9 protein-coding genes are annotated in these 13,623 nt (G+C 38.8%); 2 read left to right on the plus strand and 7 right to left on the minus strand.

The genetic code is table 11. The features are described from left to right. Positions 1 to 169 precede the first annotated feature (169 nt). Positions 170 to 2,683: a choice-of-anchor B family protein gene (locus HND50_10960; GenBank protein NOG45747.1), complete on the plus strand. Its 2,514-nt coding sequence runs from the start codon at positions 170 to 172 to the stop codon at positions 2,681 to 2,683. Positions 2,684 to 2,720: 37 nt separating this feature from the next. On the opposite strand, the gene HND50_10965 is transcribed toward HND50_10960, so the two are convergent. Further along, positions 2,721 to 3,491: a hypothetical protein gene (locus HND50_10965; protein ID NOG45748.1), complete on the minus strand. Its 771-nt coding sequence runs from the start codon at positions 3,489 to 3,491 to the stop codon at positions 2,721 to 2,723. 112 nt (positions 3,492 to 3,603) lie between these two features. On the opposite strand from HND50_10965, the gene HND50_10970 reads away from it, so the two are divergent. Then, the gene (locus tag HND50_10970) at positions 3,604 to 4,605 is read left to right on the plus strand and encodes a glycosyltransferase family 2 protein (GenBank protein ID NOG45749.1); all 1,002 of its coding nucleotides are present in this window, start codon (positions 3,604 to 3,606) and stop codon (positions 4,603 to 4,605) included. Positions 4,606 to 4,624: 19 nt separating this feature from the next. Here HND50_10970 and HND50_10975 read toward each other — a convergent pair whose 3' ends face one another. The 6 genes from HND50_10975 to HND50_11000 form a co-directional block, all read right to left on the minus strand. Beyond that, the gene (locus tag HND50_10975; protein ID NOG45750.1) at positions 4,625 to 5,086 is read right to left on the minus strand and encodes a hypothetical protein; all 462 of its coding nucleotides are present in this window, start codon (positions 5,084 to 5,086) and stop codon (positions 4,625 to 4,627) included. 157 nt (positions 5,087 to 5,243) lie between these two features. Continuing rightward, positions 5,244 to 7,139 (minus strand): T9SS type A sorting domain-containing protein, encoded by a 1,896-nt coding sequence (locus tag HND50_10980; protein ID NOG45751.1) that lies wholly within the window; start codon positions 7,137 to 7,139, stop codon positions 5,244 to 5,246. A 229-nt stretch (positions 7,140 to 7,368) separates the two neighbouring features. After that, on the minus strand, positions 7,369 to 9,300 hold the full coding sequence (locus tag HND50_10985) for a S8 family serine peptidase (protein ID NOG45752.1): 1,932 nt from the start codon (positions 9,298 to 9,300) through the stop codon (positions 7,369 to 7,371). A 42-nt stretch (positions 9,301 to 9,342) separates the two neighbouring features. Then, positions 9,343 to 11,547, minus strand: a complete 2,205-nt coding sequence (locus HND50_10990) for a T9SS type A sorting domain-containing protein (GenBank protein ID NOG45753.1) — start codon at positions 11,545 to 11,547, stop codon at positions 9,343 to 9,345. 22 nt (positions 11,548 to 11,569) lie between these two features. Next, the gene (locus HND50_10995; GenBank protein ID NOG45754.1) at positions 11,570 to 12,850 is read right to left on the minus strand and encodes a T9SS type A sorting domain-containing protein; all 1,281 of its coding nucleotides are present in this window, start codon (positions 12,848 to 12,850) and stop codon (positions 11,570 to 11,572) included. 45 nt (positions 12,851 to 12,895) lie between these two features. Continuing rightward, complete coding sequence (locus HND50_11000) at positions 12,896 to 13,621, minus strand: hypothetical protein (protein ID NOG45755.1); 726 nt, start codon at positions 13,619 to 13,621, stop codon at positions 12,896 to 12,898. Positions 13,622 to 13,623 lie beyond the last annotated feature (2 nt).

Below are 13,623 nucleotides of genomic sequence, written 5' to 3' on the forward strand. Positions count from 1 at the left end.
TTTTAGTAAATCTAATTTCCTCCCTATTTTTAACCCTCTTTGGGAATCATTTCATCTCATTTTCTATTACAACTATTATATAACCCGGCTTACGCGGAACTCACATATTATTTTACATTCTTATCAATTTCTGGATATGATTAGATCAGTACGCCATTTTTTGAAACCGATGTTTCTATTTCCATATTTTTTGGTTTTTTGGGGATTAGCTCAGGGACAAGGGGTTCAAAATGTAAATGTTCTAAATCGGTTCGATTTGACACATCATATTGATGATGGTGGTTCAATTGCAGATGTTTGGGGTTTTACCAAAGAAGACAGAGAGTTTGCTGTTATTGCATTGACTGAAACAGGCGTCACAATTGTCGATGTAACGGATCCATATAATCCTGTTGAGGCATCAGTTATTCCCATTCCACCAAGCGCAAGTCGTCTATATCATGTAAAACCATATAAAAATTATCTTTATGCTGTAATGCGCCCGGGACCGCTTCAAATAATTGACATGACTGATCCTTATAATGCTTTTGAGGTAACCACCTACAGCACAGGTTTTGATGAAGTTTATGGTTTATTTATATCAGATTCTTTAGCGCATCTCTATGATGTGGAAAGTTCTCGTTCCGGGGTTAGTTACATAATTCTGGACTTATCCGATCCAGAGAACCCGGTAGAACTTGGTGTATGGGGCAGAACCTATCATCATGTTTATACCCGAAATGATACTATGTTTGGATTTGTTTTGGGTGGCGAAGTGGATTTTGTGGACGTTTCTGACCCAGGTAGTTTTTCATTGATAACAACATGGGAAGCAGGATCAAAGAGTCACAGCGGTTGGCTAAATGATGGTGGCACAATTTTAACTACAGACCACGAAACGCCCGGTGGTCATATGAAGGTATGGGATATTCCAACAAATGGTTCGACACCAACATTAATTTCTGAGTTTGAAACTTCAACAAATCAAATAGGTGAAGCAACACTCCACCACACACGTTTTTATAATGATTTTATTTATACATCATACTGGATTGAATGCTTTCGATTAATTGATTTGAGCACCCCTGCGCTTCCTTTAGAAATAGCCGTTTATGATACAATTGATCCAAACCCGGATACAATGTATCGTGGTTTTTGGGGAACATATCCATATAACCCATCTCGTAATATACTTTCGACGGATGCCAAATTCGGCCTTATAATTCTTGATTATCATCATGACGGGCCTGGAATACAACACCGGTCATTGGATAGTTTGGTAATGGGAGGAAATAGTATCCGCGGTGAATTTAACAGGGTGAATGGCACTTCTGTTGATGTTGCCTCATCTTCTGTTTTTTGGAGGACAACCCATAATGGAGCTTGGCAACAAACCGCCATTGATTCCTCCGGGCAACCTGATCAGTATTTTTTTGAAATAACATTGCCAGGACAAGCATCTACTCTGGAATATTATTTACAGGTAAAAGGAACAAATGGCAGGAAAACAAAAGCTCCGGGTATGGCACCACATTTAGAATATTATACATCTTCAATTTTTAATTCAACATTTAATATCGGGCAAGATGTTTATATCAGTGAAGTGTCTGACGCGGCCAATACGCAAAATGAATTTTTGGAAATTCATAATTTAAGTAACAATGCCATTGATCTTGATGGGTTCAAACTTGTTCAATTTGAGGCCGGGTCGGATTTGAGATATAACAAATCTGTTTATGTTTTTGATTTTGGCCAGGATGAAAATGGCGTATCTTCAACAATCATTCCGGCAAATGGTTTTCTTATAATTGCCAGGGGAGCTAACCAGTCTGGATTTGAAACGGAGTGGGGAAGCTTGCCTGTAAACGCAAATTATAATTCCGGTAACAATAACTTACTTTTTGGTGAAACCAATGCTTATCGCTGGGTATTACTATCGTCCTCAAACTCAAATAAAGCTGATGGTGTTTATATTGATGACAGTCAAAGTTTTATTGCAGGATCAGGATTTCGAAGCTATCAGGTTTCTGTTGGAAATTGGAATACTACAAGTTATACAGGAGCCACGCCGGGAAAATTAGATGGTGATCAAAGTTTGCCTGTTTCTTTAATTTCTTTTAAAGCACTTAAAAAAGAAAATGGGGTTCAATTAAATTGGCAAACGAAATCTGAATTAAACAATGTTGGTTTTACTATTCTACAGTCATATGAAAAAAGTGAAGGATACAGCCATATTGATGATTATTCTACAAATAAATCGCTAAAAGGACTTGGTACAAATTCGCACGGAAAAGAGTATTCATATTTTGATAATACAGGAAATGCAAATTCAGTTCTTTTTTACAAGCTTCAGCAAACTGATTTTAATGGAAGCACTGAGGAATTTGGGCCTTTAAGTGTTAATCTTGATAATCAGAAACCACAAGATTTTCAACTACTTCAAAATTATCCAAACCCATTTAACATTGAAACTGTTTTTAGATTCTATTTACCAAAAAAGAAGGATAGGATTTCTATTTCCATCTTTGCCGTGTCCGGAGAAAAGGTTCGATCAATAAACCTTGGTTCATTAAAAAAAGGTTATCATACATATACCTGGAATGGTAAAAATAATAATAATGAAGTTGTGGCATCGGGAATTTATTTTTACTCCATTGTATATGATAAAACCCGGTTTTCAAAAAAACTTATTTTAATAAAATAGTGTAGGGCAATCTGAAAAGAAGACAGATTTTTTGAATTCAATTTTGGTGAATCTTTGTTACAATTTTATTTAATAAGGCATCCTGCGAATATTTTTCTAATAGTTCAATCTCTTGGAGAGATAGCTCTTTCTGCGCTTTTTGTTCAACATCATACGAGTAGTTTTCCCGTAACACATTTGGTGGTAAGGGTTTATCAAAAATATCTTTTAAAAAATATTCAGGATCGTATTCCAGCCCTAAGAATGAAATAATTCCATGGATAATTTTTTGCTGATTTTGGCCAAGCGAATTGTGATTGAGAATAAAAAGCCGGTCATGATATTTGTTGTATGCGGCTAAAAATCCTTTCAAGTAACTCAAATAGCGACCAAGATAATCATTTATTGAGATATTGCGTTTTTTGTAGGATGTATATTGATAAAGTGAATTTTTAAAAATTACGATGCATTTGGAATTAATTTTCTCCATTACAGAATCAAGCACAGGCATATAGGCCGGAGTCTTATCTAAAATTAGCTGATCATTATCAAAAAGGGGCGAATAGTTTTTGATGCTTGAATACATGTCAGCCCAGGTTTTGCTCTTGCAGATATTATCTAGCTGTTCTTGATTTAAACCCCATTGGACAGGTGGTTTTTTGAGTGTCCATTTATAAAAAGGCTCAATACCAGGAAACTCATTTGGTGAATTTGCCAATAACATCCCGCCTTCAAATCCTCCTGCAATTTTAGGATGGCATTTCAATAAATTGGATAAGTAAGTTGTTCCGGAATGCTCCATCCCGGTCATCAATATAATTTCAGACATTTAATTTCCTGAATTAAAAAATTGTTAAAATTGTATTTGTATTCCATCGCCTTGTTTCCAAACTTTATTAGCCTGATATTGAAAAACCCGATTATTTATATTAAAAATTAATATGCCACAAGTCTCGATTATCCTCCCCTTTTTTAATGCCGAAAAAACTTTGCTTAGAGCAATATCCAGCATAGCTGATCAAACACTTCGCGATATAGAAATTATCATGGTTGATAATAACTCAACTGATAAAAGCAGAACAATCTCAGAAAGCCAGGTAACGAAGGACCCCAGGTTTATTCTTATTTCAGAAAAGAAGCAGGGCGTTGTTTTTGCTTCTAATGCCGGCTCGGCGATAGCCAGTGGAAAATATATTTGCCGCATGGATGCCGATGATTGGTCGCATCCTGACCGACTGGAAAGGCAGGTGCAATTTTTGGAGGAAAATCCGGATTTTGGCGTTGTGGCAGGTTTGGTAGAATATGTTGGACATCATGAAAATACTCAAGGTTTTTCCCGCTATGTGGATTTGATTAATTCAATTCAAACTTATTCTCAAATTTCAAATCGCAGATTTATTGAATCGCCCATTGTCAATCCATCGGCTATGTGGCGCAAAGAAGTTGCCGATAACCTGGGAATGTACCGTGATGGTAAATTCCCGGAGGATTATGAACTGTGGCTTCGTTGGCTGGGAGCTGGAATTAAAATGCATAAAATTCCCAGGCCTGTTTTAAAATGGCATGATTCGGATGGACGTCTTACCAGAACAGATAGGCGTTATTCAGACAAGGCTTTTTATGAAATTAAAACAAAATACCTGGCTGATTGGTTGAAAGATAATAATCCGCACCATCCGAATGTGGCCGTTTGGGGTGCCAGCAGAATTTCCCGTTTACGTGCCCGGATACTGGAAAAACATGGCGTTCACATATCCTGCTATATTGATATTACCGGCAAACGCAAATTGGACAGAGAAGTAATCAATTATAAAGAAATCCCATCGCCTAAAGAGATGTTTATTTTAACATATATCCGTCAAGCCAATGCCCGGATTGAAATACAGGAGTTTTTAGAAAGCCGCGGTTATACTGAAGGCGAAAACTACTTACTTATTTCTTAATCAATCTATACCTTTTTTATCAGGTTTTTCTCGTAAGGGTATAAGTGATGAGTGTTCCTTCTTCATTTTCTGTAACCGTAAATGTGTCCTCAATAAGAATATAAGTTACAGCAACTGTCTCGGTAACCGGTGTGCCATTTACTTGCTGAACATTGATATCCATTTCGTTTTCATTTTCATCAACATATATAAAACCAGATTCTGACCAGAGTTGACCGCCACTTATGTCAACTTGTTCAAAAGCATAGGCACCGTTTTCATAGATATGAAAGCGTGCTTCAACAGCGTATTCATCCCATCCCATTACTGTACCAAGACTATCTTGATTACCATCAACCGTTACAGAACTAAATATCCAAGTACCAACCATTTCTGTCAGCGGTTTGCCTTCACCTTCAGATTCTGTCGAGTTATCTGTACTTTCGCTACAGCTAAAAAAAACCAGCATAGAAAAGAGAATTACAAAATTAATTAGTTTCATGTCGCCTCCATTAGATTTTGAGAAGTTTAGTAATATTTTATGGTGTTTTTTTGCATGGGCCAAAATAAGATGACGCAGATCAAATATCAATAAATCCATATTTTGAAAGAAAAACCCAGTTACCCGGATTTTCCTCTCTTTTTGGGGGAACCATCTGTTAACGCAAAAGAATCATTTTGTGTGCTAGACTAAACTGATCCGATTGAAGGTGAATATAATAAACTCCTGACGGCTGATCTTCAGCATTCCATTTCATTTTATATTGTCCACCGGAAAGTGCACCATCATGAAGGGTTGTAACCAACATTCCAAGATTATTATAAATATTCAATTTCAAATTATGCTGATCACTATGGGTAGTAGGCACATCAAAACTTATGGTTGTTTGAGGATTAAAAGGATTTGGGTAAGCCCCATGTAGCGCAAATTTTTCGATCATACCATTTTCACTAAAAAATCCTTTTTCAGAATTTGGTGTAGCGCTAATAATAGAATGATATGTTAAAACACCGCTGTAGTCCAAATCTGCAAGGCGGTAATAATATGTAAATCCATTAAGCACATTTTCATCAACAAATGAATAATTTGTTTCATAGCTCACTGAGCCCTGGCCATCTATTCTTGAAACAGTCTCAAAAATATTACCGTCTTCACTTCGTTCTAAAATAAAAGCGGCATTATTTAATTCTGAAGCAGTAGTCCATTTTAAGAGAATCTGTGAATTACCGGGAGTTGCTGTAAATGAAGTGAGTTCAACCGGTAAAGATAAATCTGCAATGTTTTCATAGACATAAAAAGTACCTTCATCTTCACTCCAAGGGTCATCGCCGGGAGAACCCATAACAGAATTATCGGCATTAATAGCGACCGATTCGCCATACCTGTCAAAATTATCACCGTCGAACAACGAGACTGATTTACTTGTTTGGCTCCAGGATGAACCACTTCTTAAAAAAGCGTAAGCCGCACCGGTTTCCGTATTTTCGCCAGGTGCACCAACAAGCGCATAATCTCCGTTAATGGAAACAGAATAACCAAACTCATCTGAAGCTGCAGCATCGGAAGCGGTCAGCTTGCTAACCTGGCCCCAATTATCAGTTCCACCCTGGTTACGATTAAATACGTATGCAGCTCCGGCACCAGCTCCACCGGCATCTTCACCAACGGCTCCAACAATGACATTATTACCGCTAATAGAAACAGATCCTCCAAAACGATCAAGATTTTGGGCATCCGAAGCAGTAAGTTTTTTAACCTGTCCCCAGTTCTCTGCGCCACCAAAATTACGAGAGAAAATATAGGCTGCACCTAGATCATTGCTACTGCCACCGCCATGGTCATCAACACTTGCGCCAACAACAATAAGGTCCCCGCTAATAGAGACCGATGAACCAAACTCAGAATCGCTGGCAGCACCAGAAGCAGTAAGTTTTTTTACAAGCCCCCAATTATCTATACCGCCAAAGTTACGGCCATAAAGAAAGGCTGCCCCTGCATTCGAGTTATCGCCAATTGCCCCAACAAGGGCATAGTCACCATTTATACTTACAGAAAAGCCAAAATTTAGATTTGAAGCACCTGGACTGACCGAGAGTTTTTTTGCTTCGCCCCAGGTTTCGGATCCTCCCTGGAAGCGATCAAAAATATAAGCGGCGCCATCATCTGTGTTTAATTCATCCGCAAATGGAGCCCCAACGATGGCGTTTTTTCCGGCAACAGCATATCCGTCAATGGAGACAGAATATCCGAACTCATCATCTGCCACTGAAGGATTAGCCCAGAGTTCCCAAACATTAAAATCCCAATCATCATTACCCGGCCCGCTTCTTTCAAAAATATAAGCCTTGCCAGTTTGGTCACATCCAGCACCACCACAGTCTATCATACCAAAAGGAGCGCCGACAACAATAAAATCCCCACTAATGGAAACTGCAGAGCCAAGTTCTGCAAACTCCTGGATATCCGAATCCGGAGCTTCAACTCTTACTTCACTTGCAAGTAAAAAGCTAAAGCTAAAAAGTAAAATCAAGATTAAAAGGTTTCCGTTTTTCATTTCATCCTCCCTGATAATTAGTTTTGGTCGATGTTTATGTGGAATTGGTTTGGGTCTTAATTATAAAGGGAAAAAAGAATGGGGAAAAAGCTCAAATATGTTGATATATTTTTTAGAAGTATAAAAAAGGATTGGATCATTTCGATCTTTTTTACCAATGGCCTTTGGAATTTAAAAGATTCAAATGGAACTGATCCAATCCTAAATTGAAAAGTTAGCTAATATTTCTTCATTTCATCAAAAGCATCTTGCGGTTTAAAACTAAATTTCCAGCTCTGATTTGGTAAATGTAAACACCGCTGCTTGCAGGTTTTCCCTTAAGATTATTTCCGTTCCAGGTAATTTTATAACTTCCTGCAGATTGACGTTCATTTACCAAAGTTGATACTCTCCTTCCCTGCATATCAAAGATTTCAAGTTTTACAGTTTCGGCTTTTGGCAAATTATAATGGATTGTAGTAGATGGATTAAAAGGATTTGGAAAGTTTTGTGCAAGAAAGAAATTATCTGGTTTGGCTTTATTTCCGGATACAATGCTAGTTGGTCCTAAAATTGACGATATGGCTGCGAAAGCATCTGTTTTTCCGTGTCCCCATTTATTATTTGGAACCTCTCCGGTAAATGCGTCACTTCTGGCAGTATTTTCAAGAATACTTTTTACCTGGCTTGCATCAAGGGAAGAATCGGCCTCTAGCATTAAGGCAATAATACCGGTAAGGGCCGGAGCTGCTCCGCTTACTGCTCCAAGTGTGCCGTACATTCCATTTCCATCTTGTACCAAAACGTGGTTGAGTGAAGCAAAATATGATCTGGGCGCATAGGCGCAAATGTTGGTATTGCCAGGAACACTCACTGTAATTCCAAGCCTGCCATCGTAGGTTGGCCCAACGCCACTACCTGGCCATAGCTCACCCTCACCAACCTCATTTCCAATATCGGTTCTGGTTATGCCATCGATATCAATCCAATTTTGGCGTAAAACATATGAGTTTGGCGTGATATTATTATGAGCAGAAGCGAGATCCCAAATGGTGTAACCCGGAACCACGAAACTTTCAAAACTATTATTATTACCATGAAATATTCGTGAAGGATTAAGGGATGTATGGAAGGTTCCGTTATTAACTTGTGTCCCGATTAAGCGAATTGTAAAGCTGCCCAATGATTTAATAAAATCTATAAATAATTCTTTTTTATTGTTTTCTGCATTGTAAAAATCCACCGCACTTCCATTATGATAATAATTGAATTCACTGTAAAAATGTTGCGCGCGTTGACTGTTGAAGAATGGGGATGATAAAGGTCCAAGATTTCCAGTCGGTGTTATTATTTCCACATCAAACCGATCTTCTTCATCATACCACAAATCGAATCTTAAAAAAGAAGTTGTTTTATTTATTTTTATTTCAATTGTATCACCCTGGCTGATTGTCCCGGAAGCGTGGTTATCCATTCCTCCGCCATCACTGCTGCCTGAAACAAATATCTGTCCGGGGTGTCCGGGTCCAAATTCAGAATCAATCATTCGGGAAAGAGAACTGCTGCCATCCATAGGTGCACCAATACTTCCAAAATTTGCAAGCATCACAAAAGGCATGTTCATTTCAGATGCTTTCGATTTTACAAAAGTAATCGCGGTTTGGATATAGTCTGGATTATAGAACGCTGCTTCAGCTGCTTCACCGTTATGCGCAGGAGCTCCCTCAGACGTTATTTTTACTATTATAAAGGACGCTTCAGGGGCGATTCCCTGATATTTGCCGGCACTGACAGCTCCATTTCCACCGGCAATTCCTGCTGTTGCAGTTCCATGTCCAACGGCATCTCTTGTAGATAAACGAATACCTGTCGACAAAGCTGTGTCAATATCAGCCTGGTTATAAATGGTACCTATTCCATAGGGATTATTTGAAGCAGTTGCGCCGGCAGGATCGAGCATATCATAAATTGCCAGGATTCGGCTGCTACCATCATCATTTGTAAAATCAGGATGTTCATAATCTATACCACGATCTAAAATGGCAATGATAACTCCATTTCCTTTTAGCCCATAAGTTGCTTGAACACTATCAACTTTTGTTTCCGAAAGAAGAAGTTCACTTGCATGAGAATTTAAAATTACTAAACATAAGATTGTTAGAATCAATAATAGGATTTTCATTTTTCACCTTGTTTTTTCTATCTACGTTTAGGAAATATTTCCTTATCTTATTAACATCATCTTTTTAATTAGATTTTTTTTACCAGCCTTGATTTCATAAATGTAAATTCCGCTGCTTACAGGATCATCATCACTATTTTTTCCATTCCAAATAACTTTATGATTTCCTGCCTGCATCAGGCCATTCTCCAAAGTTGCCACTTTTTTCCCTTTAATATCATAAACGGTAAGTAGCACTTTTTGAACAGATGGCAAACTATAACGAATTGAAGTTGCCGGATTAAATGGATTTGGATAGTTCTGCTTGAGACTAAAAACCTCTGGCAAAATATTTTTCTTATTAGGAATTGCTGTTGCAGTGCTCACCTCGATTGGTATATCCGGTGCTTCACCAAACCAATTTGAAGCATCTAGCATAGACCATTTTGTATTGTAGTTCCCTGGCGTATCCGGCGCAGTTATTTTTAGGGTGAAGATTTTTGGCCGACCACGGAAAATTCCACCAAATATTGGGATATCATCGTGGTCATCGTTTATCATTTTGTTTTCTGCAATAAAACGTTCACTTTCATCCAAAACGATTTGGCCGAAGCTAAACCCTGCTCCATTGTTCCAAAATGTGTTTCCTTCATTTCGAATAGTAACCCGAACAGTTGCCATTTCTCCCGGCTTCATTGTATCAGGAAAGGAATGGCTGATTATTTTTGAATTGAGATTAGGGAAATCATTAAAAGTAGCTGCTCCCTGCGCTGTTGTTTTTATATACTCATAAGGATCATCTGTTTGGGACCAGGTATCTGTATTGGGGTTGTCACTTCCGGGCAGGATAAATGGAGCACCGGTATAACCTGCATAAATGCCGGTTCCTTCATCATACTCATTCCAGCTTTCAATATAAATACGGTTCACCGATGTATCTACCTGGTTCCATGCCGCCTGGTAGTTCGCTCCACCATCACGCGCCAAAAAATCACCGGGTGTGCGCACGTTTTGGTCCCAATAACCACCCTTTAGTTGTACTGTTTTGAGATCATTAAAAGAGTTTGCAACAAAATAATCATTAATTTCAAATTGTACAGTTCGTTCATCAGCAAATGAAAACACAATCGGGCTGACTGCCGTTGTAATCATGTAAATACCGTTATTGAAAACAGGATGTTCTGCTGCAAAAGCATTTTGCAAACGGCTTTCCAGATCGTTTCGTTCCAGCGATACCACATTGTCCATGTTCAGATGCACATGCCAGGTATCTAATATAATTCGGTTGTCAATTTTTGCCAGATAGTCATCTGCGTATTTGTCTGTGTTGACGCTAAAGTATTGATTAAAAAAGCGGATATATTGCGCTGCCAGTGAATCCTTCCCGGCGCTGGTTGCCAAATCTATATTTGGTTTTTCGTGCCAGGTAATCAATGGATCTAAAAATGGTGCAACTTTGGGGACGTCATATCCTTCGGCGCGCATTTCTGCCAGGGCCCGGAAAAGATTTATACGGATACTTTCACTTTGTTTCATCAAATGGACCCAAAGAACATCGATATTAGAAGCCATCATTTGTTTGATCTGAGTTTTCCACCAATCAGGTTGTCCGGTCCAATTTTCACGACCTTCGACAGGTCTCCATGGTCCGTCAAGCTGCCCTGCTGTTGGAACATACCAGTGAAAAACAGAGGTGCTCACAATATGGCTTGTCATTAAATAAGAAGGAAAACCTGTTAATTGGCTCGGAGAAGGTCCAAGGTATAATGTAGCAGAAATGATATGCATTTGTACATGAGGATTTAAAAATAGCCGTAAATCAGCACCAAGGTTTTGAGCCTGCCTAAGATCCATGTCTGCCAGCTCGAATATTGCAATTCTTTCGCCCTGTGTATCTTGCAAATCTGCTGCTGTATGGTTTATGGCAAATTCATAGTCGCTCGAAGCGGAGTTGAATTGAAGCCCAAGGTTTCCTTTGCCAAAATCCCGATAAACAACTTCTACATAAGCATCGGAAGATTGTATCGCGACCCCTGCCTGGAAATACATATAAATGGCGTATGTACCCGGAGAACCGGATGATCTAAAAACGGTCTCTCCATCCAGTTCAATGGTTTCAAATTCTCCATCAGCTCCGGAAACCGGTGTTAAAGAAAATCCGGTTTGCGCAGAAAGCTTGGGAAAAAGACATAAACAAATCGTGATTATCCAGATAATAATAGGATTTGATTTTGAATAAGAATAGTTCTTCTTGTTGTTATTTATCATGGCAGCTTCTTTTTTATGTGAATTATTTTAGCAATAACATCTTTTTTTGCATAACAACTTTCCCACTTTTGATTTGATAGACATATAGTCCACTTTTGACGGGAATCCCAAAACGATTATTTCCTGCCCATACTATTTTGTGGCTTCCGGATGTATAAAAACTATTTGCCAAAACTATTACTTCTTTCCCAAGTGAATCATAAACAGTCAATATCACCTTTTCCGACTTTGGGATGTTGAAAGAAATAGTAGTTGTTGGGTTAAATGGGTTCGGGTAGTTCTGGCCGAGTGAAAAATCTTCTAAAATAAAATCATCATTATCTTTAATACCAACCGGGGCAGAATATGTTAGGATGGTTCCATTTGTACCAACTATGAATGCTCTGTTTGCATCAACAAGGTGAACACCCATTAAAAACTCTGTGGTTCCACTGGGCTCTGTAATCCAAGTTGCTCCACCATCGTTTGTTCGTAAAATAGTCCCGCTTAGCCCGGTTGCAACTCCGTTATTGGCATCTCCAAAAGAAACATCATTAAGCGCAGGTATTGCGCTTGGGGTAACATCCGTCCAATTGGCACCGCCATCCGTTGTGCGAAGTATTAAACCCAGTGTAAGTCCGCCACCACCAACTGCAATGCCGTTGTTTGTACTTGTAAATGCAACAGCATAAAGGGGAAGATCTGTTCCGCTTGTTTGCTGAATCCAGTTTGTCCCGCCATCGGTTGTTCTTAGGATGAGCCCATCAGAAGCGCCAACACCTCCTCCAACAGCCGTTCCATTATTTGCATCGCTAAAAAACACATCATTCAAATTGTCTTGAAAAGATACACCTTGGATTGTCCAGTTATCGCCACCATCAGTTGTACGTAGTATTTTTTCACTGTTGCTTGTTACAATTGTGCCATTGTTTGGATCACTAAACGATAAACCGTAAAGATGGTTTGTAACACCATCAACAGAGCTGGGTGACCAATTTGTTCCACCATCAGATGTTTTGAAAATTATCCCTTGTCTTCCTATAGCAATCCCATTGCTTGCATCACTAAAATAAACATCCTCCATAGATTCATTTGATGATGAACTCGTCTGTTCTACCCAATTTGCCCCGCCATCGGTTGTATGAAAAACGGAATAATTATTGCCAACCGCTGCTCCATTGTTTGCATCGCTAAAGTAAACCGCTTTTAATGTTTTTGTGGTATTGCTGGTTTGGCTTATCCAATTACTTTGGGCAAAGCTGCTCTGAAAAGCAAAAATGACTATTGAAAACAAGATTTGGCTGTATTGCTTTTTAAGCTTCATAAATCCTCCGGTTTGTTAATTGGTTCTATTACAAGCTTATTTTCATCAATCTTTTACACACCGAACACTCATACCGGATTGAGGGATTTCATAAAACCTTTTAACCCCGTCGGTGATATAACTTATTTGTCTGTAAATCGGTGTGTTGTTTTCACTTGATGATGTCCAGAAAAATGCAAACCATGTCAGAAACAAATCTTTATTCTCCTGAAGCCTTATTCCGCCGGGAAGAGCAGTAAAACCACTTTCGTTATCTGAGTCAAGTCCCAGACTCCAGTGATCGTTTCCGGTTTCCCTAAGCTTCGGTGCAATCAAACCACGCCACTCAATATTGTCTGCTTCAGCCTGGTTCATCCCCAATGCCATTTCCAGTTGCTTCCAGTCTTCATCTGTTGCAATATGCCAACCTTCTGGAGCAATATTTTTTACATTGTTAACGGCATACCAATTGTATAAATTTCCATAGGAATTAGCGTTGCCATTATCATTATCATAAAAACCATATGCACCGCTTGTGTTGCTTGCCCAGCCTAAACTATCCGTTGGGAATGATATTGCATCTCCATTGCGATAGTGGGAAACTTTCAGGTTTTCTGCCATCCACCATTGATCACCGATTTTTACGGTTTTGTAAGTATTCCCATCAATATCGGTCACAGTACCGGCCGAATTATTGTTCTGATCATTATCTGATCCTGTTGAATTATCAGAGCAGGAGAAGAATAAAAATATTGAAATTGAAATAATCAAAACATTGAAAGTTTTATGCATTT

The sequence above is a fragment of the Calditrichota bacterium genome, from assembly GCA_013112635.1.
In the GTDB taxonomy this organism is placed as follows: Bacteria; Calditrichota; Calditrichia; order Calditrichales; family J004; genus JABFGF01.

Coding starts and splice junctions, on each gene's coding strand:
- HND50_10960 (NOG45747.1), top strand. CDS start 170: ATGTTTCTATTTCCATATTTTTTGGTTTTTTGGGGATTAGCTCAGGGA.
- HND50_10965 (NOG45748.1), bottom strand. CDS start 3,491: ATGTCTGAAATTATATTGATGACCGGGATGGAGCATTCCGGAACAACT.
- HND50_10970 (NOG45749.1), top strand. CDS start 3,604: ATGCCACAAGTCTCGATTATCCTCCCCTTTTTTAATGCCGAAAAAACT.
- HND50_10975 (NOG45750.1), bottom strand. CDS start 5,086: ATGAAACTAATTAATTTTGTAATTCTCTTTTCTATGCTGGTTTTTTTT.
- HND50_10980 (NOG45751.1), bottom strand. CDS start 7,139: ATGAAAAACGGAAACCTTTTAATCTTGATTTTACTTTTTAGCTTTAGC.
- HND50_10985 (NOG45752.1), bottom strand. CDS start 9,300: ATGAAAATCCTATTATTGATTCTAACAATCTTATGTTTAGTAATTTTA.
- HND50_10990 (NOG45753.1), bottom strand. CDS start 11,547: ATGATAAATAACAACAAGAAGAACTATTCTTATTCAAAATCAAATCCT.
- HND50_10995 (NOG45754.1), bottom strand. CDS start 12,850: ATGAAGCTTAAAAAGCAATACAGCCAAATCTTGTTTTCAATAGTCATT.
- HND50_11000 (NOG45755.1), bottom strand. CDS start 13,621: ATGCATAAAACTTTCAATGTTTTGATTATTTCAATTTCAATATTTTTA.